We start from the raw sequence: 22,751 nt of genomic DNA on the forward strand, positions 1-22,751 counted from the left end.
CTCGACAACTGCATCGGTCCTTGAACAGAGCCGAGCATGCCCGTTGATCATGCTGTCCCGCCGGGGATCCCCAAGATCCCCGACAGAGTCAAGCTAGGTCGGGTGCGGGAAGCCGGGTGGGGACGGTGTTGCTCACCTGCTGGAAAATGACCGAGGTGCGGAAGCCGGTGATTTCGCCGCGCTTGCTGAGCCGGTCCGTGAGGAAGGCGTGCAGGTGGTCGAGGTCCTGTACGGCGACGTGAAGCAGGAAGTCGTCGCCTCCGGAGAGCACAAAGATGTGCAGGACTTCCGGCAGACCACTGGCGAAGCCCTTGAAAGCGTCGATGACGGCGCGACTGAGGGGGCGCACCTGAACAGAGACGAGTGCCTGAACGCCGCGATTGAGGGCGGCAGGGTCGATGTCGGCGTGGTAGCCGCGGATGACGCCCCGGCGGTGGAGTGCCCGGACCCGCTCCAGGCAGGTCGAGGGAGCGATGCCCAACTGCCGGGCTAGTTCGCGGTTGGACTGCCGTGCATCTGTCTGGAGGAGCCGGACAATCTCCGAATCAAGTTCGTCCATGGTCGACGACCATACCCGAGTATCAGCCATCTGTTTGGTCAAGCAGCCTGAAGAGGAGACATTTGTGCACCATGGCGTCATCGAACCGGATGAATGAAAGAGCGGAGGTACCATGCTTGATCACGAGCAGGTCGTGATCCACACCGGTCGGCGCTCCCGTCTGCCGGTGATCGTGGCCGTGCACTCCACGGCACTTGGTCCGGCGGCCGGCGGTCTCCGGCTCTGGCGCTACGCCGACTGGCGGGACGGTCTCTCCGACGCCCTTCGCCTGTCGGCCGCGATGACCTCGAAGTTCGCCGTGGCCGGGCTGTCGAGCGGCGGTGGGAAGGCCGTCGTAGCCCTGCCCGAAGGGATGGACCTCGGTGCCGGCCGGCGGCGCGACGTGCTGCGTGACGTAGCGGAGGTCATCGCATCGCTGGGCGGTGCGTACGCCACCGGACCGGATGTCGGGACCAGCCCCGCCGACATGGCAGTCATCGGGGAATCCACCCCCCACGTGTTCTGCAAGCCCACGGATCTGGGCGGAAGCGGCGACTCGTCCCCGCACACCGCGCAGGGGACGCTCGCCGCACTACGGGCCGTCAGCCGACGGCTGTACGGCACCTCCAGCCTGGACGGCCGCAGTCTCGCCGTGATCGGCCTGGGGCGCGTCGGCGCCGACCTCGCCCGCCTTCTCGCGGCCGACGGAGCCAGTCTGACGGTGACCGACATCAAACCCGACAAGCGGAAGGTTGGCGACGAGCTCGGCGCTGTCTGGCAGTCGCCCGAGGAGATCATCGCTGCAGACGTGGACATCGTGGTCCCCGCGGCCCTCGGCTCCGTCCTGACCCGCCAGACCGTGGCGGAGCTGCGCTGCCGTGCCGTGGTCGGACCGGCGAACAACCAGCTCGCCACGCCGGATGTCGCCGATCTGCTGCACCAGCGCGACATCGTCTGGGTACCGGACTTCGTCGCCGGCGCGGGCGGAGTCATCCACGCCATCAGCACCGAACTCCACCACGTCGGTGCGGACGACGCCCGTGCACGGGTCGACGCCATCGAGGACACCGTCTCCGACCTGCTGGACACCGCGCAGCGCCGTGGCCAGACCCCGGCGCAGGCGGCGAGCGAACTGGCCCGGCGACGCCTACATGCCGCCACCGGCCCCACCAGCTCACCCACGACCTCGTAGCCCTTCCGGGCAGCGGGACCCTGCGACGCCGAGAACCTGGCACTGCTGCACGCCGACAGCTGGCGTCGGCACTACCGCGGTGCGTACTCCGACGCGTTCCTGGACGGGGACGTGGTGGCCGACCGGCGTTCCGTCTGGTCCTCGCGCCTCTCCGACCCGAGCGGCAGTGCGACGGTCGTGGCCGAGGACGACACCGGACTAGCGGGATTCGTCCACGTCGTCTTCGACGAGGACGGCCGCTGGGGCAGCCTCATCGACAACCTGCACGTCGTCGAGCACCGCCGACGCATGGGCCTCGGCACCGCGCTGCTCTCCCGTGCCGCGCAGGCCGTCGCCGAGCGCGCGAGTGGCAGAGCGATGTACCTGTGGGTGCTCGAACAGAACACAGCGGCCCAGCAGTTTTACCGGGCCCTGAGCGGAACCTGCGTCGAAAAGGCGCCGGTGTCGCCACCCGGCGGTGTACCGTCCCGGCTCGCCGGTTCCCCTGCCAAGCTCCGCTTCACCTGGCCCGACGCCTCGTTGCTCGCGCAGACCGACGGACGGCGAGGCGTACCGACGACCCGGAGGACCACGCCATGACCCCCGCCGCGGGTAGCGCCGTCGACCACTACGACCGGCTGCTGGCCGAGCACTACACCTGGATGCTTGGCGGCGACGTCCACGAGGCCGCGGACCGGCAGGCAGCGATGCTCGCGGAACTCGGCCTGACGGGAACCGTGGACGGCGGGCCTGCCATCGACCTGGGCTGCGGCTCCGGCGCGCAGACCCTGGCCCTGGTACGCCTCGGTTTCTCCTCGGTGATCGCCGTGGACACCAGCCGCCGCCTGCTCGACGAGCTCGTCACGTACGCCCAGGACACCGCAGTCGTCCGGCCGGTGCACGGCGACCTCCGCACCGTGCTGCCCGAGGCGGCCGAGCCGGGCGCGGTCGCGGCCGTCGTCTGCATGGGGGACACGCTTCCCCACCTCCCGTCCAAGGCGGACGTCCCCGTGCTGCTCGGCCACATCAGCCGTGCCCTCGCCTCGGGCGGCCACCTCGTCGTCACCTACCGTGACCTCACGGTGGAGCTGCGCGGTACCGACCGTTTCATTCCGGTACGCAGCAGCGACGACCGGTTGCTCACCTGCTTCCTGGAATACCGCGACGAGGACACGGTGATCGTCCACGACCTGCTCCACACCCGGACGAACGGCTCCTGGCAGCAGCGGGCCAGCTACCCCAAGCTACGGATCGCGTCCTCATGGCTGGTCGAAGAGTGCCGAGCGGCGGGACTGGACGTTCGCCACGACGCCCCGGACGCAAGGGGTATGCGGATCCTGCACGCCGTAAAGCCCTGACGAGCATTCAGGGCTCTCACCGGCGCTCCGACCAGAAAGGGTGAACTCCACCAGTAGGACTCCGTTAGGTCTGTCTTGATCTTGGTGTGGTCCTGCTGGGCAGGGGCTGGTGGCAGGTGGTGCAGGTGCCGGTCCAGCAGTTCAGCAGGTCCTGGATGGCGTCGAGGATCTGGTAGAGGGTGAGTCTGCGGTGTCGGCTTTTGGGGCCAGACGCTGCTCGGTGAGGAAGGCATGGGCGGCGGTGACCAGGGTGGCATGGTGGTGCCAGCCCGGCCAGGAGCGGCCTTCGAAGTGGTCCAGGCCCAGGCCGTGCTTGAGTTCGCGGTAGTCATGCTCGATGCGCCAGCGGATCTTGGCCAGGCGGACCAGGATCGTTGTGTCGTCGGGCAGGTCGGACAGCCAGAACCGGGTCGGTTCGTCGTCGCCGTCGGGCCATTCGGCCAGCAGCCGTACCTCGGGCAGGACGCCGTCCCACCGGCCGTGCCCGGCCACTGCGGCTGCCTGGGCCAGCCGGCGCGGGCGCACCCCTGCGGGACGGACCTGCATGGTGAGGAAGCGGGCGGTCATCGGGCCGCGGGAGCCTTCCCGCCAGGTCACCTCCGTGAAGGCTTCCCGTCCGGCAGCTGCTGCCAGTTCCGCCACCGGCACTGATGGCTGCCGGTAGCGGGGAACCGGCCGGTGGCCGGTGCCGGACCAGGCGGGAGAAGCGGGGACCGCTTCATGAGGCTGGACGGTCAGATCGCCGCGGATGCCGACCACGTAGGCGTGTCCCCGCTCGGCCAGGCCGGTGCGGAAGTCGGCGTTCTGGCCGTAGCCGGCATCGGCCACCACGACCGGCGGCACCAGTCCCCATCCGGTCAGTTCGTCCAGGGCGTCCAGTGCCAGGCGCCACTTCTCCCGGTGCCCGACGTCTTCCGGCACGCCGGTCCGCCGGCGCCGGACGGTGTCCTCGGCCCATTCCTTCGGCAGGAACAGCCGCCAGTTCAGCGGACATGAGGCCGTGTCGGAGACCGCGTGCACGCTGACGGCGACCTGGCAGTTCGCCTGCTTGCCCAGCGCACCGCAGTACTGGTGGGCGACCCCGACCGTCATCCTGCCGTCCTTGGGGAACGACATGTCGTCGACCGCCCAGGCGTCCGGGCCGACCTGTGGCACCAGCCGCTCGGCGATCCGCCGCCGCACCGGCACCGGATCCCAGGTGGACTGGTTCACGAACTGCTGCAGGTTTTGTTCATTGCCGTCCGGCAGCCGTGAGGCCATGGCCTGGATGGACTTGCGGCGACCGTCCATCATCAGTCCCCGCAGATAGCAGTCGACCTTGGCCCGCTGGTCCTTGCGTGGCACCGAGGCGAACACATCCGCCACGAATAACGCCAACTTCGCCCGAACACGGTTCAGTTCATGTGCGTCCACACATTCACCGTGCCCCTGAACAAGGACGACACACAGACCTAACGGAGTCCTACTAGCCCGCTGCTCACTTACTCAACCCTATTGCGGCAGCGGCGCGCGCATCTACGACGGCCCGGACGACTCATCGGTGGCCGGAACGCCTTCCAAAGGTAGGCGATCGCGGTAGTACTCCGACTCCAACCAGTCCTCCCTCACGAGGACCGGCCGCGACATCCGCACGTCACCGACCTCTGATCGAGTGCCAACTGAAGTGGTCGGCCGACCACACCGCGGCCTCAGCAAGATCGTGTTACGAGTTCTTACGACGCCCAGATCGTCAAAGGCCTTGGCAAGCTCCGCTATGTCGTCGAGCAGACCTTCTCGCTCCTGCACCCCTTCAAGCGGCTGGCCGTTCGCTGGGAAAGGCGCCTGCACCTGCACCCCCTCGTTTCCCTGGCCTGCGGCTTCATCTGCTGGAGACGCCTTACGAAGGCCCGCGCGTGGTCGCGTTATGAGTTCTCAGTGCCGTTGCACTCAGACTTGGGGACGACCTTGTTCCCCTCGCCAAGGGGCGAGTTCGCCAGTCCGCTGCCGGACCAGTACACCCCGACGGATGCCTTCCCATTCGGGGCGGTGACGAAGACTTCCGAAACGTAGCGGTGCCCGGCAGCTGTCCTGCCTTCCACCTCAAGGACGCGGCCACCCTCCGAGTCTCGCGTGTTCCGGACGATTGCGGAACGGCGCACATGCGGTGCACTCGTCGGCTTGAGGCAGTCTGCTGCCGCTTCCTTCCAGATCCGTTTGCACGATTCGACCTGGTATGCAAGCTTCTTACAGAAAGAAGCGCCACTCTTTCCCGGGGCCGCCCAGCAAGCTGGTCGAGGACCGCGATCGCCTGCTTTTCGCTCACGGGTGGTGCGGCAGCGCCGGCGCTGTGACTGGCAGAGCTTCCGCAGCCTGCCGTGACTGTCGCCGCGGCAGCGATAGCTGCCAGCGTGAGTTTGGTTCGCATGGCCATGTCCCCTTATGAGCACGCCATCCCGTTTCCGAAGTGGCCCACTTGCTGCCTGTTGACCGGAATGGTCGCGCCTGGTCACTAACGCTTCAGGATGACAGATGATGGCAGACCGGAAGCGCCCGCACGGTCCGGAGCTCTAAATTTGAGGGGAAATTGAGGTTTGCCATTCTGTAAGCCGTCATACTCTTTTTAGCCGAGAAGCAGAAATTTAGACACCCTCATTCACTGCCAGCCTAGTTCATGCCCGAATATGCTACTCCGACTATGTCGTCAGGAACGATGGCAACAGGTCGTGGAACTACTACACCGTCAAGAACATGAGCACCTGCAGGAACAACCAGGCCAGTAGGCTGACATCCTGCGGTCACGGGGTCAAGCCGAATATGGCTAAGAACCGCGGCTATCCACAATGGGACGACTGGGCGCCTAACGCGGACTCGTCGGGCGACTGCCGCACTAAGAGCCTCAGCGTATCTGCAGGCCCCATCTCTATCGGTGGCTGATACACGCACTGTGAGAAGCCGAGGATCTTCAAGTACACCCAGGCTGGCAAGATGAGCTCTTACTGGAAGGGCAAGAGGGACGGCACTCGGGGGACACAGCACCAGATCTCGGTGAAGTACCCGGATGGCGCCGGTCGCCCGCACTGGACGCACTGGCTGAACTCCGACGCCTGCATCGCCTGCGCAGGAATTGAGTAGCGGAGGTGCTATTCCCCGATTGAGGCAGGGCCTCTCCGTCTGAAGGCGAAGAGGCCCTGCCTCAATCGAGCGGCGGAGGAGCGGGCAGGTGGGCGGCGCAGCCCGTCTGCGCGAGTCTCATGCCGGTCGTTCTACTGGGACGGGCTTCCGCACACCGGAGCCGGTGTGGAGGGCCGGCATCCAGCCCAGGGTCCCGGTACGCGTGCGCGGCCATGCCAAGCGGCACGAGCGGGAGGAGGCTGCTTGGGGAGGCGCTGAAGCCGTGCAGGGTCGTGTGCGGGAGCTGAAGGAGCCGTGCCCGGCCAGCACCGACCTCACTCTGTGCGCGTCCGTCCATTCTTGAGCACCGTGTAATAGCCGCTGTTGCGGAGTTCCAGCTTGAACACCAGGCCGTACCGTTTCCGGATGGCGGCAACCGTGGCGGTCTTTGGGTCACGGACCACGCGGGACACCGGTGGATCGTCGACGAGGCCGGGGTCGGGCTCTTCGACCAGCCGACGCGGGGCGTCGTCGCGTGTTGTGTCCCAGGTCAGTGTCTGTGTAGAAGTGAACAGCCGGGGCGGTTCCGTGGCCTGCGAGCCCTGGGGGGTCGGGCCGTCCCCCCGATAATAGGCGACGAGCCGCTTTCCGTAATCGTCGTGCGTGAACGGGATGGGGCTTCCGGATCCGGCCAGCCCGGAACGGGCGCGATCGCCCGCAGTCAGGATCCCGTCGAGGGTGGCGCCCATGTGCCTGGTGTCGGCGCCAAAGTAGGCGGTGACCTTCATCGAGCAGACGACCTTGTAGTCGTCCGTATCCTGCTGGAAGTACCAGCCAGGTCCCGATCCCGGAGAGCACGTGTCGTGTACCACGACCAGGCCGAGTGACAGCGGCGTGCGGTCGGCGTACGCCTGCGCCACGTCCCGAAGCCGTTGCTCCGCCTGCTCCCGGACCCGCCCGGCCTGGCTGCTCTCCCCGAGTTTGCGCAGCTGCTTGTCGCTGACGGCACGGTCGGGGGGTGTGGAACAGGCCGAGACGGCGAACAGGACGACTGTCGCTAACGATCCCAGTGCAGTTTTCGAGCCGGCGGCCCGCCGCGCGAAGGTTCTCATGCTTGCCTGCCTCTCATCGGCAGGCGCCTCTCCCATATGACGCCCGGCCCGGCCGTCATCGTCCACCAGACGGCCGGGCCGGGCATGAGTACCCGTACTCAGACGGATACAGACCCATGCCTGTCATCGTGCGTTCGAGAGCGTTCGCGTATAGGCGCGCGCCCCCGATCTTCGGATGGAACGACTGTGCCGACAGGCCGTACTGGTTGATGAGCGGCCAGTCCTTGAGCGGGTCGTCGGACTTCACCAACGTCTTGACGAGGCCGTGGATCTGCTCCGGGTCACCGCATACGCCCTTGCCCGCGAAGTCCTTCTTCGGGTTGGAGAACCACACGTTGATGCCCGAGGCCTTGGCGTCGTCGGCCGCGCCCTGCATCTCCGCCGACAGGGTGTCGGCGGTGTCGTCGAGCCAGGCTGCGGATGCCTCGGACAGGCCGATGGCCATGCCGCTGAAGCCGGTGTTCAGGCACGATCCCTTCTCGGAGATCAGGGGCGGATACCCCATCAGGACGATCTTCGCGTTCTGTACCCGCTTGTGGATCTCTCTCAGGACCGGTGTGATGTCCGTCCGGACGACCTGGTTCATAAGGCCCGGAACCGCCGTCTCCAGCGGCCGTCCGGTGAACGGCTGGTCCCGAAGGTTGATGCTGCTGTCCTTGTCGTCGAACGTTCCGCCCTGGCAACTACCGTTGCCGATGGACTTCAGGCACTGCTGGATGATTTTGGAGAAGCGGGAGTCATTGCCGCCGATGGAGATCGTGACCAAGGTGGTGTTCTGGTCCAGATAACCCTTGTCCATCTGGGGCTCCTCGCCGTAGTGGCTCTCGCCCTTCGACAGATCGCTGTCGTCCACGTCCTCGGGCAGAACGTTGTAGGTGCGCGCTCCCGAGCAGGCAATCAGGTGGTAGTCCATGCTCGGGTCCAGCGAGTCGTCCAGCTGACCGATCGACTTCGATGCACCGGGCATCGTGGCCTGACGCGACCACGCCTGGGTGGATCGGTGGCAGGCGTTGCGGGCGTTGTCGTCCAGCTTGCTGCGGTAGTTGGTCTCCGGGTAGTAGTCCCGGTCGCCCTCGGAGGCGCCCTCGCCGGAGGAGTACGAGTCACCCATCGCGACGACCACGTTCTTCGGCTTGCCCGGCAGCGGCTGGAAAGCGACCGAGCCCCAGGCGATGTCCTCGTCGGCCGTACCGTCATCAGTGACGTTCGACAGCATGACCGCCCGCCGCCCCGTGAAGTGGAACGCGCCCAGGCTCACCCAGCGTCCTGCACGCTGCTGCACGGACCGAGCGGGGCTCTTGCTGTCGGTGTTGATGACGTGGTACTTCGCCTGCCTCGTCTGTGCGCCGGTGTCGGGCAGATGTACCAGGACACGTGCCCAGCCGAGATCCTGTCCGAGGGTCCAGAGGCCGTTGATGGCCATCCGGCCGCCGTCGCCGCCGAGGTGGTCGGCGTTGTGGGTGTGGGCATACCAGTAGTGGCCGCCGTAGCCGCCGCCGACCTGGTGGAGGTCCTCCTTGCCCTCGTAGTTGCCGTCGGAGTCAGGGAAGAAGCGGAAGCCGAAGGTTCCCGCCGAACTGGTGTTGCCGCAGTCGGACCATGTCCGTGTGCCGTTCGGTACTGAGGCCACGACTTTGGCCCCGGAGGGGGCTCCGGTGCAGACCGGGGTGCCGTCCTTCAGGCGGTGCCCCTGTCCCGGTTCCGAGATCAGCGTCTGGTACTTGATGTTCTCGTGCCCGCAGGTGGTGGCGCACAGGGCCTTCCAGGTCACGTTGGGCTGGTTCCACCAGTACTGCAGGGAGTTGATGACGTCGACGGCCACCTTGGAGGTGCGGATCGCGCTGTCCTTCCACTCCTTGCGCAGCTGCGCAAGGGGCCGGGTCTTCTGCTTGGGCAGTCGAGTCTTGCGGGCGGCCATCCCGTTCAGCTTGGCGCGGGCCCGCTCGGAGACCACGGGCAGGAACTTCAGCTCGCCCTTGTCGTCGACGGCGGTGACGTACTCGTGCTCCAGGTCCTCGAGGCAGGCGGCGATCTGGTCGCTGCGCCGGTCGGTCCAGCGGATCAGCTCGTGCGGCACCCCGGCAATCTCCATCACCGGCCGGCGCCCCGGGGTGACGGTGCGCGGCTCGGTCGCCAGCCCCAGCGCCTCCCAGACCTCAGCGGCCACGAGCTCGTTGTAGAGCGCGGAGGCGGCCACGGTGTTCTCATGCAGGGCCAGGGTGTGGATCGACCCTGTAGGCCCGCAATTGGAATGTCCCGTTCCGTCGGGACGAACTGGGCTTTATTCACCGTCTCATTCGAGGGACACGGCACTTCTGTCTCACGATCTTGTCCTTTTGCACTGCCCGGCCCACGACTCGAAGGAGTCCGCCCCGATCCGAGCCAAGTCAGAGAGCTGTGCCGAGAGAGACCCGCGTCACTTCTTCCCCTGTGATCGTCTTGGCCTGAGTGTCCGCAGTGACGTCGACCAGGTGCAGCGGAGCATGGCTCGGTCGTACTCGTCGGAGGAGGCGTTGCGCGGCGTCGGAGTCCGCTTCAGCGCAGGCGTAGAACTCAGCCTCACGGCGATCGACCTGCTCGCCTGGACCCGCATCCTCCTCCTGGACGGAGAACTGGCCACCGCCGAGCCGAAGAAGCTCCGCTACCGGCTGCTGCACGTCGCCGCCCGCCTCACCCGCGGCGGCCGCCGCCTGCGCTTGCGGATATCGGCGACCTGGCCCTGGAGAGACGAACTGGCCACGGCCTTCCACCGCCTCGCCGCACTGCCCCGACCCGCAGGCTGACCGGCAACCACCCTGACCGCCCACGACCCGAAGGCCCCGGAGGATCCGACCACCGCGCCGGGACTCCGCCATGTCCGAACACCGAAATCGCGTCGGTCACCCGACAGTTGTCCCTCAGCGACACCTCATCGTCCCAACCGAAACGGCGAGGCTAAGGGCTGTCTCGTATTTGCTCGTCGGGTGGTGCGGCTGGACGACCTGGGCGGGTTGCCATGCAGGTGCCCCGTACCGTTCGGCTTCGGCCCGACCGTGTTGTCAGTGGCTCGGGATACGATGCGAGGTGATGGGCCGGACGGAGATCGTGAGGGACTCGCGGCCATGGGGGATGGGTCGTACAGGCCCCGGCACCCAGCTCGGGACTGGATGTATCTTGCCGTGTCCCCACCCCCCAACTCCGCACCCTGTCGTGAGAAGCGCGGTTGACCAGCTCGCCAGCGGAGGCAGGAAGCCACCGGTGACATGATCTTGGTGTGGCTGGTGTGATCACGGCGTCGGAGCCGTCTTGGATAGCCCAGTTCACTGGGCTGAGCACGCGTCAGTTCGGCGAGCTGGTCACCGCGTTGCGGCGTGAGTGAGCGGACCGGGTCCGCAAGGGCCGGCCATGGAGCCTGTCGCTGGATGACCGGGTGCTGCTGGTCGCCGCGTACTGGCGCACCAACCTCACCCTGCGCCAGCTCGCTCCGCTGTTCGGGGTGTCGAAGTCGGCTGCTGACCGCATCATCGACCACCTCGGGCCGTCGCTGGCGCTCCAGCAGCCCAAGCGGTTCCGCAAGGACACCGTCCTGATCGTGGACGGCACCCTCGTGCCGACCCGGGCCCATACGGTCGCCGAGCAGTCGAAGAATTACCGGTACTCCACCAACCACCAGGTCGTCATCGACACCGACACCAGGCTCGTCGTCGCCGTCGGCCAGCCGCTGCCCGGCAACCGCAACGACTGCAAGGCATGGGAGCTGTCCGGCGCGAAGGCCGCCGTCGGCCGGGCAACGGTCATCGCCGACGGCGGCTACCGAGCAACCGACCTGGTCATCCCGCATCGCCGCGAGCGCTGCCAGGCTGAACTCCCGGCCTGGAAAGAGGAACACAACACCTCCCACCGCAAGGTCCGCGCCCGCGTCGAACACGCCTTCGCCCGCATGAAGACCTGGAAGATCCTCCGCGACTGCCGGCTGAAGGGCGACGGCGTCCACCACGCCATGCTCGGCATCGCCCGACTGCACAACCTCACCCTCGCCGGATAGCGAGGAACGTACAGGTCATCCAGCACAGCAAAGAGCATTTACGGGACAGCCCTTACCCCGCGAGCTTTCTCGGCAACGACTGCCGACAGTGGACGTACGACGCCTGCATCGCCGCCACGTGGGACATCAACTACACCTCGCCGACTGTGGGGCCTGCTCACAGCGCCGGGCACGGCCCGCCACGAGCGGGACGGCGGCACCCTCCACGAGTACGGCTTCAACATGATCCACTCGCTCCTCACAGCCTCGTCGGCTGGCCGGCCATCCGCGTGCAGGCAGGCAGCGTCACGATCAACTCGTGGATCACAGACGCCGCGTACCACACGACCACCCAGAACAACTGAGCCGAGGACACCATGAGCAAGCGCCACTTCCTCAGCCCCGACAACACCTCGGCTCTCATGGGCGGCAGCGGCCCCCTCGGTGAAGCCGTCGTTCCCGAACGCTTCCGCGAGGTCACCGCCGAGGAATACGCGGCCGTGATCGAGGCCGGGCCGCCAGGAAGCGGACACGCGAGCGGCTGAGTTCATCGCCAACGACGGAGCTATCCCACCGCAGGACGGAGAGGAGAGGCCGTCGGGATTCGTTCCACTCCCCGAGCCGCAAACGTCGCTCCGCGACGTCTGACACTGGAGGCCGGGTCAATACACGCCTGGGATGCGGGCGGTGAGGAGGCGGGCGTCATCCACTTCTTGCGGCATAGCGCATCCCAGTCCTTCCTGAATACTCCGCCTGGCGATCTCGTACGCGTCTGAGCGGTCGCCTGCATCGACGGCTGCCCGGAAACCGCTGAGGTTTGCGAGCACTTCGGGCCTCTTACCGTAATCCTGCTCAGGGAAAAGGGGATCAAAGGAGGACAGAAGTGTTCCGTTCTCCGCGTACGCGATCCACGTAGATCCGATTTCTCTCAAGGAAAGCGCGGTGGTCCCCTGGGAAACCGTCGAGATCACTTCATCCCGTGCAAGATAAGAGCCGTAGGGCTCGACAACGAATGACCAGTCATTGTGTGTACCAGAGCGAACCAGGGGGCCACTGAGGTCGAGAAAACCGCCGCGCCGAAGCGCATCAAGATCGAATTCGGGTACGTCCTCCTCTTCGATTTCCTCTCCCTGCGCTTGAATGATCTCCGCTTCCAGGCGGTTCAGAGAGAGCGGGATGACCGCTCTGCCTGCCACCCTTGACAGGAGGTCAGCAGGGAGGATGTGCCTGGCGAAGATCACGCAGTAGCCGGCGTCGTAGAGTTGAGAGTTGGGGAAAAGCCTGCTGTTCACGAGGTTCCTCGATTGCTGCGCCGGGCGGTCTCGCCGATCGCTGCGGCGAGACCGCCCGGCTCGGGCATGGAGCTACTTGTTGCCAGCGTCCACCCAGTACGGGTCATTGTTGATCAGGCGGAACTTTACTGCTGCCCTGCCGAGGTCGCCGCCAACCTTCATTGTCGACCTTCGTCATGCTGGCTCGGGCGCACTTGGCAGTAGCTGGAGGCATTTTGCCTTGCTTATACCCAGGCCATGTGAGGGACAGATACTGCTGGCCTTCGATCGTCTCCGAGACGACCATGTACTGCTGGCACTGGGACCCCGAAGTGACACCTTGCTGCGCACCGCTGTTCTTGGACTTGGCGAAGGGGTACTCGTCGCACTGTGCCGGCCTTGGTGTAGTCGGGTCGGCTGTGAATGTTTTGTCGCAGATTATTCCGCGACTTTTCTGCTCGATCGTGGCGTCCGCCTCCCGCCTCAGCGGCTGCCCGTGTCCTTCCCAGCCAGGGTGACTGGACATGCTGGCCTGGGCCATGCCGATGAATTGGCGAGCGAGGTTGTACTTGTGTCGATCACGAAGGTGGGGGTGTAGTCCGGAACGACGCAGCCTGCACGCTCCCCGGGCAGACGCCCCTTGCGTTCGGCGGTAACCATCTGGTGTCACTCCTCGGTGTGCGAAGCAGGTGCGGTGCCGGTTGCATCGCCCGACGCCGAGGGCCGCGGCGCGGTACCCGGGCGCAGCCCGGCGGCGGGACGCGGACGGGCCCAGTCGGCAGGCGGGTCCCGGGGCGGGATCACGACCGGACTGCTCAGTGGAGAAGACCTCGATCGAGGACAGTTGACCCTGGATATCCACCGGAATTGGGTGGTCTGACGCCCCGATAGCAGAAAGGTGCCGTTGACTTGCGAGGATGCGAGTGTCTAGGTCGTATCCGCTGCAGAGAGCAAGGCACCTTTCTGGTGGTCGAGAGTACAGGGTGGGACCGTCGGCTGTCCGCCGTGGCTGACGGGAAGAGGCTGGTCGGGCATGCCGGGGCGGTGCTGCTGCGGCGGTGCGCGGACCGCTCGGGACTGACGGGTCCGCTGGCCGGGGTGCTGCCATCCAGCACAGCAACCGGCTGGCGGGAACGCGCCGGGGTACTGGTGCACCTCGCGATCGCGATCGTGCTGGGGGCGGCGAACTTCTCGGAGGCTGAGCAACTCCAGTTGCATCACCGGCCGTTGTTCGGGCTCGCGGCCTCGGACTCCACCGCTCGCCGGACGCTGGCCGGGCTCGACGAGGCCACCCTGGCGAAGATCGCAGAGGCGCGGGCGAGGGTACGCCGGCATATGTGGAGTCTGCTGCGTCTGCGGCCGGGCGGCTTCCCGTGGCTGACGGTGGCGGGCAGGCGGCTGACCGGCTGGATCGTCATCGACCTCGACGCCACCATCATCACCTCGGCGTCGAATAAGGCCGGGGCTGCGGTCACGTTCAAAAAGACGTTCGGGTTCCATCCGCTGGCCGCGTGGTGCGCACCACCGAATCGCTGGTGATGCTCCTGCGGCCGGGGAATTCCGGAGCGAACACGGTGGCCGACCACATCCGCGTGCTCACCGACGCCAACGAGTCGTGGCTGGAGCGCGATCATCTGATCCTGTTGGACCGCGATCCGCAGGTGCTGGGGATTGCTTCGCAGCCGTTCTGGCTGCACTGGCATGACGGCGCCCGAAGGCGGCGGCACGCGCCGGACTACTTCGTGCGGCTCGCCGACGGCCGCGGCCGTGTCGTGGACGTGCGGGCCGACGACCGGGTCGATGACGCGGCTGCCGAGTCGTTCGAGGCGATGGAGCTGGCCTGCCGGGCGGTGGGCTGGGAGTTCGTGCGGGCCGGGATGCCTGATCCTGTCTTCATGGCGAACGTGCGGTGGCTGGCTCGCTACCGGCGGCGCCGGTGTCTGCGGTGGTTGATCGCGGCCCGGTTGCTGGATGCCTTCGAGGAGCCCGCGCCGCTGCTGGAGGGGGTGGTGGCGGCGGGCGACCAGCTGGTGGTGCTGCCGGTGCTGTTCCACCTGATTGGTCTGGCGTCCTGGCCGCCGATCTGCGGGGCGAGTTGCTGCACGACCACAGCATCGTCTGGAAGGGGCGGGGCCGGTGAAGCCGATGCGGCGGCCAGAGGGAATCGAGGTCGGGTCCTGGGTCCGCTTGGACGGCCAGGTCCGCGCGGTGACCGCGGTGACCACGACGACGGTGACGCTGACCGAGACGGACGGGCCGGCGGCGGTCGTCGAGCTCGACGCGCTTCTGCGCGGGGAGGACTTCTCGGTCGTCGATATCCCGGTGCGCCAGCCGCTGCCGGCGGCCTCGCTGCTGGAGACGTTCCCGAAGCAGGTCAGGGAAAAGGCCCTGTGGTGGGAGGGGCACATCCTGGAGGTGCTGCACGGGCTGCCGCCCGGCGCCGAGCCGGGGATGTCACCGAGGCCCGAGTACGGGCCGGACCGCTCGCTGACGGCCCGGCAGCAGGCCAAGGCCGCCGAGCTGACCGCTGCCGGGCACAAAGTGGCTGCTCAGACGGTCGCCAACTACCGGCGCCGCTACCAGGCCGACGGGGTCGTCGGGCTCGCGGACCACCGGCCGATCCGCAAGAAGCGTGAGTTCGGGTCCGTGGACGACGCCGTGGTCGCGGCCATGCGACAGGCCATCGCCGAGGCGACGGACGCCTCGACCCGGCGGGGAACGTTCCTGCTCTGGCGGACCGGTGAGATCCTCCGCCAGACGTCCGCCGGCCAGACGGTCAGGCTGCCGTCCGAGCGGACCCTCTACCGGCTGCTGGACAAGCTCACCCGGAACACGCACACCTTCAGCTCGGCCACGACCCGCAGGTCACGGGCCCACGGAGCCAGCGGCGAGTTCGGCGAGCTGCCGGTGTTCGCGCCGGGCGAGGTGATGCAGATCGACTCCACACCGCTCGACGTCCTGGTCCTCCTGGACAACGGGATGGTCGGCAAGGTCGAGCTCACGGCCATGATCGATGTCGCGACCCGGTCGCTGACCGCGGCGGTGCTGCGGCCCACCACGAAGTCGGTCGACGCCAGCGTGCTGCTGGCCCGCACGGTCACCCCGGAGCCGATGCAAGCCCGGCTGGGTGGACGCGCTGAGGATGTCCCGGTCGGTGCTGCCGCACCGCCGCCTGCTGACGCTTGACGATCGCCTCGAGCACGCCGCCGCCCGCCCGGTGATCGTCCCAGAGACGATCGTCTGCGACCACGGCAAGGTCTTCATCTCGCGGAACTTCAAGTCGTCCTGCCGCTTCTTGGAGATCGACTTCCTGCCCACCCACAAGGGCTCGCCGTTCGAAAGGGGCACATCGAGCGGATGCTCGGCTCGGTGGCCTCGCTGTTCACCCAGTTCCTGCCCACCTACACCGGCCGCAGCCCTGAACACCGCGGCCGGAACCTCGACCAGGGCCGGGCATGGTCCCTGCTCGAACTCCAGGACCTGCTGGACGAATGGATCGTCGCGAAGTGGCAGAACCGCCCGCACGACGGACTGCGCGACCCATCCCACCCGGGCCGGCTGTTCACCCCGAACGAGAAGTACGCCGCCCTCGTCGAGGCCTGCGGCTACGTCCCGGTCGCCCTGGACGGCGACGACTACATCGAACTGCTGCCGGCCGAGTGGCGGGCGGTCAACGACTACGGCATCAAGATCAAGAACCGCACGTACAACAGCGCCGACCTCGGCCCGATGCGGCGCCAGCACTCCGGCGTCACGGCCAAGCGCGGCCTCTGGGAGATCCACCGCGACCCCTACGACGTTTCCCGGATCTGGGTACGCAACCACCGCGGCCGCGGCGAGTGGGTGCCGGCCTTCTGGAAGCACCTGAAACGGGGCCCGGTGCCCTTCGGCGAGCTGGCCTGGGACCACGAGGCCCGCAAGCTGCCCGGAGCCACCGAGGCCGAGATCGCCGACGCCGTCGCCGCCCTGCTCACCCGGGCCCACGCTGGCCCCGGCCGACCGGGGGCGGGCATAGCCGCGAAGAAGGACCACCGGGTCGCGGCCCGCTCCAGGGCCGCCCGCCCCTCCACACCTCTGCCCCTACCGGCTGCGGCACCGGAGCCAGTCGACGAGCCCGCCGCGGAACCGGCCGAGCCGGAGGAGCTGGCCGAGGTGATCCCGCTCGGCCTCTTCGACCCGTTGGAAAACCCCTGGAGGCGTTCATGACGATGCCGGACACCGTGGACACGGACGCCGCCCGGCATCTGACCACCAGGGAAGGCTGGCGCACGTTCGCGTCCCAGCAACTGCTGCCCGTCTCCCTGCTGAGCGAGGACGAGTACGCGGCCCTGTCCGGCGCCGAGCTGGACCGCTACAACGAAGACCGTCTCGACCATCACGCCCGCCTGCTGGTGGTCGCCACCTCGACGGTCCGGCACACGGTGACCACCGGCCGCCGGCTCATCCTGCTCAACCGGCACGCGGTCAGCGCCCGCCGCGGCCTGATCGTCTCCGGCCAGGCCGGCACCGGGAAGACCATCGCGATCACCCAGCTCGGCCTCGCCCACGAACTGCAGGACCGGGCCCGGCACCCGAACGTCGACGACCGCATCCCCGTCGTCTATGTCACCGTCCCGCCGGCTGCGACCCCTCGCATGATCGCGGCCGAGTTCGCCCGCTTCCTGGGCCTGCCCACGACCCACCGGTTCAACATCACCGACATCATCGACTCCGTCGTCGGAGTCCGCGCCAAGGCGCGCACCGGCCTCGTCCTGGTCGACGAGCTGCACAACATCTCGCTGACCACCCGCCACGGCGCCGAAGTCGCCGACACCCTCAAGTACTTCTCCGAACGCATCGCCGCCACGTTCATCTACGCCGGCATCGACATCGAGCACAGCAGCCTGCTCTCCGGCACCCGCGGAGCCCAGATCGCCGGACGCTTCACGCTGATCCCCACCCATCCCTTCCCCTACGGCCAGGAGTGGAAAGGGCTAGTCAGCACCATGGAGAAGACACTGCTGCTGCACCGCCACGCTCCCGGGACCTGGTCAAGCTCGATCGCTTCCTGCACAAACGGACCGGTGGCATGATCGGCGCGCTCTCCCACCAGATCCGCGGAGCCGCGATCGACGCGATCCTCACCGGCACCGAGCAGATCACCCAGGAGAGCCTGGAGGCCGTCCCGCTCGACGTCGCCGCGGAGTCCCCCCGGCTGCTGGCCGACGCGAGGGACAAGTGGTGACCGAGACACCCCTCGGCACCACACCGATCAGACAGCTCCCCATTCAACCCCGCCCTCGAGCAGGCGAGGGACGCACAGCGTTCATCGAGCGCCTGGCCTCCGCGAACTTCCTGAAGCCCAGCTACCTGCGCGCCTACCTCCGCGCCCCCGACTCCCCGAAAGCGGCCCCGTCCTGGAAGCGCCTGGCCGCGGTCACCGGCCGCGACCCAGTCCTCTTGCGGGAGATCCTCGAACGGAAACAGTGCGTCGAATGCGGCAGGCCCTTGCCGATCGGGGACCACCTCACGTCCCGACGGCGGTGCTCCCAGGCTTGCCGCCAAAAGAGCTACCGCAAGCGCCATCCGAAGCCGCTGAAAACCATACGGATCACCAACTGCCAGGGATGCGGCAAGGGGCTCTCCTACCATCGGCAGCCGCGTCAGTACTGTTCACCGCCTTGCCGGCAAGCCGCCTATCGCACGCGCATGAACGCAGCGTTCCCGCCGCAGATCCGGGCCAAGCACTGTCAGGCATGCGAGGCCCCCTCGTCTCCGGCCCCACCAACAAGATCTACTGCTCGAAGCGCTGCAGCCGCTGGGCCTACATCAACCGACGCCTCGACCGCGGCCTCCCACCCCTGCCCCAGCCGGCCGCGGACATCCCTCCGGGCATCCAACCGGACGGCTGCGTCGTCTGCGGGACGCCACTCACCCGGGGTGCTTATGGACAGGTCCGGCTGACCTGCTCAGGCTCCTGCCGAGCAAAGCGCTCCTACTGGCGCAAGAAGGAGAAGCTCGTCACCACCGTCTGACCGGTCTGACAGCCGCCAGCAGGAATTCCCCAGGGACGGGCGGATATGGCGCCCCGCAGATGCCCAGTTGCGTTCCCGTAGGCGGCCAGAAGTACGGTCGGCGACGAGCGAACTAGCTACTCGAACAGATGCCGGTGTGCGCTGCTCCAGGCGATCCTGTTGTCGAGTTCAGCCAGAAGCCCGTCGGCTACCCAGGTGGCTTGGGGCTCATGACCCTGATTGGCCAGCCGACGCACGAGGTCGGCGTTGTCCTGCTGTCTGCCGATAACGGCGCTGACGATCCCGGCGGTCGAGTCAAAGCCGTACGCCGTACAGAAGATCTCCAGCCGCCGACGGCGGTCAGGCGGCGTAGGGTAGCGCAGCCAGCGCAGGCACTCGGCGTCGTCACGGAACGGGGCGACGTATTCCAGTGCGTAGGCCACGTCGTGCAGCCGGGGTGCCGGGCGGGCGAAGTCCCAGTCGATGATTCCCACCGGTTGGTTGCCTTGCCACACGACGTTCCAGGGGCCGAAGTCCCCATGGCAGACGGTCTCGTCGTGGCTAGAGTCGCCCGCGTCTACGGACCAGGTCGCGCCCGGCGGGGGCGAGAAGCCAGCGCAGGCGTCGTGGTAGTCACGCAGCAGCCGGGCGAAGTTCCTCAGGCCCTGGTCATCCACCACCTTGGCCCAGCCCGCAGACCCGGAGTCACCGTCGATGAAGGTCAGGATTTCACGCCCTTCCTCGTCGAATCCCAGGGGCCGGGGCGCGTAGGCGAAGCCGACCTCCTCCAGGTGCCGCAGCAGCGCGTGGACGCTGGGCGTCCACGGCTGGACGGGCCTACGGACCGTGTCACCGATCCGCACGACCCGACGATGGACACCGTCCTGCATCACTTCCTCACTGGCCACCCGATTCACGCTACCCAGCCCCCCGATCTCGCGACACCTCGATTACCGTCAGCGACGAATGACGGCCAGTCAAATCTAATCCCCGTCAATGGCCGTCAGCGGGGAACCCCACCTGGCCACCAACACCCGGTCCAACTTCGATGGCAAACAATCCAACTTCGGTGTCAGAGGACAGAGTTGGCGCCCCTTCCATATCAACGCGGGTCGTTCACCTGGGGATTCGGGCCTGCTACCTCGCAGGCATTGCTGCGATCCGGGCATCTGGGCTCCCAGGCTCCCAGCTTCGCGTCGGGGAGCTGGGAGCCTGGGAGGTTGCCGTCGGTGATCAGCCCAGGAGTGGTGGCCAGACGTGGGGCCCGCGGCATGCCCGCACGCGGCGCAGCCGGCGCACTCCATGCAGAACTGCTTCGGGACGCGCGGGCAGTCGCAGATGGGGTTGTAGTCGGGGTCGTCGTCGCCCTCGAAGTACGACTCGCCGAGCGGAGGCGTGTAGTCGACGTGGACCTGGCCGTCGGCGGTGAGCGTCTCGTGGCGGGTGCCGCAGGCCGTCGGCTCGACCCGCGTGGCGACCACCAGTTCCTCCGGGCGGCCCGTCATGACGCGGTCCCCGCGCGAGCTGCGGTGTCGGCCTCGTACGCGCGGTCGAGCAGCGCGTTGAAGGCGAGCGCGGCCGCCGGGTCGGACTCGGGCAGTCGGCCCACGGCCGCCTGCTCGTCCTTGCTGAGCGAGTCCAGCAGGCCGGTACGGGCCAGCGTGCCCAGCAGGGCGTGGCGCAGGACGTCCGGGGCGAGGGCGGAGCGGCGGGCGGCTTCGGCTTCCTGCTCCTGGCGGTGCTGCTCGTCCTGCAGCTGCTGCGCGCGTTCGGCTTCGGCGTCGGCGGCGAGCTGGTCCTGGACGACGGCGTCGGCCTCCGGGTCGTAGACGCCGCCGGTGGTGGCGAGCATCTGCGCGATGCGCTCCCACTCGCCGACTTCGGCGGGGCCTCGTTCGTCGTCGGCCAGGTCCTCGCGGTCACGTTCGAGGTGCTGCTGCAGCCGGGCTTCCTCGAGCGCGGCCTCGGTGGCGGTCATGCCAGTGGCGCGCTGGCGGACCGAGCGGCGGCCGACCTTCGCCCAGTCGATCGGCTGGCGGGGCGCGGCCGGCGCCGGGTGCCGGGACGCGCAGACGGCGGCGGGAGCGGGGAATGGGGGTACTCACACGAGTGTGACTGAGCGCTTCAGTCGGCGGGTTTCGCCAAGCATCGCGCTCAGGAGGTCACCGGAAGATCAATGCGGTCTAGCAGCTGCGCCGACTGCTGGTTCGCCCGCTTCTTCGTCGGGCCGGTCAACGACGATCATCGCTGCATCGTCCGCCAGGTGGCCTCCGGTGTGACGGATCAATGCCTGGTGCAGTTGTTCCAGGAACTGCGACGGAGTGCAGGTGGGCACGGCTTCCATGGCCTCGGTGAGGGCGAAGAAATCGCTGTCGGGATTGCGGGCTTCGATCACGCCGTCGGTGTGCAGCAGCAGACGGTCACCGGGTGCGAGCGGATAGCTCTCTGCCTTGGCGGGAGGACCGGTGACGAAGTCGTCCAGGCCCAGGGGTGGCAGTGGTGAGCTGGGCATCAGGGCGTGAACCTTGCCCTGGCGCAGTAGCAGCGGAGGCGGATGGCCGCGATTGAACACCTGGACCTCGAAGCCGTCGGGCACCTGAGCCACGAGTGCGGTGACGAAATCCTCCGCCGGGTCTTCCCTCTCGTCCTGGTCGGCCGCGCCCGGCGCGTCTCGCTCCCGGTGCAGCGCAGCCGCGCAGTGGTTCATCACGTCCACCAGGTCGTGCTCATAGTGCGCAGCCTCCCGGAAGGCGTTCAGCACGGCTGCGGCCAAACCCACAGCAGGCAGCCCTTTGCCGCGGACGTCGCCCATGATCATCCGGACCCCGTACCGGGTCTCTACGGCCTCGTACAGATCGCCGCCGATCTGCGCTCCCGTCTCGGCCGCGAGATACATGCTGGCCGCCCGTACCGGCCCCAGCCGGGCCGGTATGGGCCGCAGCAGCACTCTTTGTGCTGCCATGGCGACCCGGCGAACCTGGTTGAGTTCGCTCTGCCTGCGCGTGCGCACCGCTTCGCTCGTGATGACACTGGCCACGGACACCACGAGGAGGCCCAGGAGGTTGCTGTAGATCAGCAGGCCACCCCATGCCTCGTGCAGGGTGGTGGTGGTCAGGCTGACGGCCAGGGCTCCAGCCGCTGCCGCGAGGGTGCCTTTCGGGCCCATCGTCAGCGAAGCCAAGGCCGGCATCGCTACGAGGAGAGGGCCGGTGTAGATCTCGTGCACAGGCGAGAACTCGATCCCCAGCCCGAATAGTATGATCACGAACGGCACACACTGCGCGACTCGGAAACGAGCCCGGCTATGACCGCCCGCTCCGGGCGGGGGAGCCAGGTGGAAGAGCGTCCGCATGGGTACAAGCCTGCCTCGCTGAAGTGGACTGTTCCACTCGTCGCTTCCCGGGTGTCCGGGACCGTGACCGACGCCTCCCCCAGCGCTACGGCGCACCCCGGGCGCCGCACCTCGACTCCATCGCCTCTCACATCGGCCAACCCGCCTTCAGGCGGTGAGCACCCGCAAGCAGGACGGACGGCTCGCCTTCACCGTTCGTGCGCTCGGCAGCCCGCCGCCGGAAGCGACTGCCGCACTCAGTGAGCTTCTTCAGCGGTGCCGCTCCAGGGTGAGGACGGCCTGGACGATTGACGTGAGTCGGTTCGGGCTGCAGCGGGCTCGCCGGAAGATTCGCCAGGTTTTCAGGCGGGCGACTCCGCGTTCGACGGGTGCGCGGACGGCGGACAGGGCTCGGTTGACCGTCCGCTCGGTGGGTGTGTGGTCGCCGTTCGGCGGGCGGCGTTTCGGGGTGGTGACCCAGTCGCCGGCGCCGATGTCGGCCATGTCGGCGAGGATCGGCACGCCCTGGCGTTCACAGATCCGGATGATCTTGTGCCTGCGGGCGGCTGTCAGGTGGCTCCGGAGCCCTGCCCGTTACTGCCCTCGGCCTGGTCACCCGAATGGTGACCCGCCTGAAAACCCTCAGTGTCCCCGGGCCTCATCTATTGCCTGCAGGGACGATCGTTCGGCTGAAGCCCTGCAGAGCCTTTCGCCGCGTAGGCGACCGCCCTTCACGATCACACGCTTCCGCGGGTTCAGCCCCGGCCAGCACGCTGGCCGGGGCCTCGTTCTTAGAGGTCGTTTTCACCTGATTTGCATCGCTTCAGTGGCCACAAGGAGATGCTCACGCCTCTTGGGTATCGGGTTGCTAAGCGACGCGGCGA

General features: G+C 67.6%; 15 protein-coding genes and 5 pseudogenes. 11 read left to right on the forward strand and 9 right to left on the reverse strand.

Annotated elements, in window-relative coordinates; all coding sequences use genetic code 11:
- Positions 1–88: 88 nt before the first annotated feature.
- Positions 89–559, reverse strand: a complete 471-nt coding sequence (locus tag ACIBBH_RS40775) for an Lrp/AsnC family transcriptional regulator (protein WP_399413820.1) — start codon at positions 557–559, stop codon at positions 89–91.
- A 112-nt stretch (positions 560–671) separates the two neighbouring features.
- Between ACIBBH_RS40775 and ACIBBH_RS40780 the strand changes: the two genes are divergently transcribed.
- From ACIBBH_RS40780 to ACIBBH_RS40790, 3 genes are read left to right on the forward strand one after another with little or no spacing between them, the layout of a single operon-like run.
- A complete protein-coding gene (locus tag ACIBBH_RS40780; RefSeq protein WP_399413799.1) occupies positions 672–1,730 on the forward strand; it encodes a Glu/Leu/Phe/Val dehydrogenase dimerization domain-containing protein in 1,059 nt (352 codons plus the stop codon).
- A gap of 45 nt (positions 1,731–1,775) precedes the next feature.
- Positions 1,776–2,309, forward strand: a complete 534-nt coding sequence (locus ACIBBH_RS40785; protein WP_399413822.1) for a GNAT family N-acetyltransferase — start codon at positions 1,776–1,778, stop codon at positions 2,307–2,309.
- Positions 2,306–3,067 (forward strand): class I SAM-dependent methyltransferase, encoded by a 762-nt coding sequence (locus ACIBBH_RS40790; RefSeq protein WP_399413801.1) that lies wholly within the window; start codon positions 2,306–2,308, stop codon positions 3,065–3,067. Before ACIBBH_RS40785 ends, ACIBBH_RS40790 begins: the two co-directional genes overlap by 4 nt.
- 141 nt (positions 3,068–3,208) lie before the next feature.
- Here ACIBBH_RS40790 and ACIBBH_RS40795 read toward each other — a convergent pair whose 3' ends face one another.
- The 3 genes from ACIBBH_RS40795 to ACIBBH_RS40805 all read right to left on the reverse strand — a co-directional run bounded on the left by ACIBBH_RS40795 (position 3,209) and on the right by ACIBBH_RS40805 (position 9,466).
- On the reverse strand, positions 3,209–4,480 hold the full coding sequence (locus tag ACIBBH_RS40795) for an IS701 family transposase (RefSeq protein WP_399413803.1): 1,272 nt from the start codon (positions 4,478–4,480) through the stop codon (positions 3,209–3,211).
- A gap of 2,012 nt (positions 4,481–6,492) precedes the next feature.
- On the reverse strand, positions 6,493–7,335 hold the full coding sequence (locus ACIBBH_RS40800) for a hypothetical protein (protein ID WP_399413805.1): 843 nt from the start codon (positions 7,333–7,335) through the stop codon (positions 6,493–6,495).
- Positions 7,325–9,466 carry a relaxase domain-containing protein gene (locus ACIBBH_RS40805; RefSeq protein ID WP_399413807.1) on the reverse strand — a complete coding sequence of 714 codons (2,142 nt, stop codon included), beginning with the start codon at positions 9,464–9,466 and terminating at the stop codon, positions 7,325–7,327. The genes ACIBBH_RS40800 and ACIBBH_RS40805 overlap by 11 nt, the downstream gene beginning before the upstream one ends.
- A gap of 343 nt (positions 9,467–9,809) precedes the next feature.
- Here ACIBBH_RS40805 and ACIBBH_RS40810 point away from each other — a divergent pair.
- From ACIBBH_RS40810 to ACIBBH_RS40820, 3 genes and pseudogenes are all read left to right on the forward strand, one after another.
- Positions 9,810–10,052 (forward strand): annotated as a pseudogene (locus ACIBBH_RS40810) (transposase); the annotation flags it as partial.
- A 470-nt stretch (positions 10,053–10,522) separates the two neighbouring features.
- Positions 10,523–11,293: pseudogene (locus tag ACIBBH_RS40815) on the forward strand (transposase).
- A gap of 356 nt (positions 11,294–11,649) precedes the next feature.
- The gene (locus tag ACIBBH_RS40820; protein ID WP_399413809.1) at positions 11,650–11,817 is read left to right on the forward strand and encodes a hypothetical protein; all 168 of its coding nucleotides are present in this window, start codon (positions 11,650–11,652) and stop codon (positions 11,815–11,817) included.
- A gap of 117 nt (positions 11,818–11,934) precedes the next feature.
- On the opposite strand, the gene ACIBBH_RS40825 is transcribed toward ACIBBH_RS40820, so the two are convergent.
- Entirely contained in the window at positions 11,935–12,564 is a 630-nt protein-coding gene (locus ACIBBH_RS40825) for a DUF6461 domain-containing protein (RefSeq protein WP_399413810.1), read from the reverse strand.
- A gap of 1,023 nt (positions 12,565–13,587) precedes the next feature.
- Here ACIBBH_RS40825 and ACIBBH_RS40830 point away from each other — a divergent pair.
- From ACIBBH_RS40830 to ACIBBH_RS40850, 5 genes and pseudogenes are all read left to right on the forward strand, one after another.
- Complete coding sequence (locus ACIBBH_RS40830) at positions 13,588–14,082, forward strand: hypothetical protein (RefSeq protein WP_399413812.1); 495 nt, start codon at positions 13,588–13,590, stop codon at positions 14,080–14,082.
- The gene (locus tag ACIBBH_RS40835) at positions 14,082–15,179 is read left to right on the forward strand and encodes a TnsA-like heteromeric transposase endonuclease subunit (RefSeq protein WP_399413824.1); all 1,098 of its coding nucleotides are present in this window, start codon (positions 14,082–14,084) and stop codon (positions 15,177–15,179) included. Before ACIBBH_RS40830 ends, ACIBBH_RS40835 begins: the two co-directional genes overlap by 1 nt.
- 34 nt (positions 15,180–15,213) lie before the next feature.
- A pseudogene (locus ACIBBH_RS40840) lies at positions 15,214–16,749 on the forward strand (Mu transposase C-terminal domain-containing protein).
- A pseudogene (locus ACIBBH_RS40845) lies at positions 16,746–17,767 on the forward strand (TniB family NTP-binding protein). The pseudogenes ACIBBH_RS40840 and ACIBBH_RS40845 overlap by 4 nt, the downstream one beginning before the upstream one ends.
- 511 nt (positions 17,768–18,278) lie before the next feature.
- Entirely contained in the window at positions 18,279–18,557 is a 279-nt protein-coding gene (locus tag ACIBBH_RS40850) for a hypothetical protein (RefSeq protein ID WP_399413814.1), read from the forward strand.
- 116 nt (positions 18,558–18,673) lie between these two features.
- Here ACIBBH_RS40850 and ACIBBH_RS40855 read toward each other — a convergent pair whose 3' ends face one another.
- From ACIBBH_RS40855 to ACIBBH_RS40870, 4 genes and pseudogenes are all read right to left on the reverse strand, one after another.
- A complete protein-coding gene (locus ACIBBH_RS40855; RefSeq protein ID WP_399413815.1) occupies positions 18,674–19,444 on the reverse strand; it encodes an aminoglycoside phosphotransferase family protein in 771 nt (256 codons plus the stop codon).
- A 593-nt stretch (positions 19,445–20,037) separates the two neighbouring features.
- On the reverse strand, positions 20,038–20,514 hold the full coding sequence (locus ACIBBH_RS40860; RefSeq protein WP_399413816.1) for a hypothetical protein: 477 nt from the start codon (positions 20,512–20,514) through the stop codon (positions 20,038–20,040).
- Positions 20,515–20,709: 195 nt separating this feature from the next.
- Positions 20,710–21,801 (reverse strand): PP2C family protein-serine/threonine phosphatase, encoded by a 1,092-nt coding sequence (locus ACIBBH_RS40865; protein WP_399413818.1) that lies wholly within the window; start codon positions 21,799–21,801, stop codon positions 20,710–20,712.
- A 336-nt stretch (positions 21,802–22,137) separates the two neighbouring features.
- Positions 22,138–22,449 (reverse strand): annotated as a pseudogene (locus ACIBBH_RS40870) (transposase family protein); the annotation flags it as partial.
- Positions 22,450–22,751: the final 302 nt, after the last annotated feature.

Origin of the sequence: Streptomyces sp. NPDC051636 (assembly GCF_044453765.1) — a bacterium.
Lineage (GTDB): Bacteria > Actinomycetota > Actinomycetes > Streptomycetales > Streptomycetaceae > Streptomyces.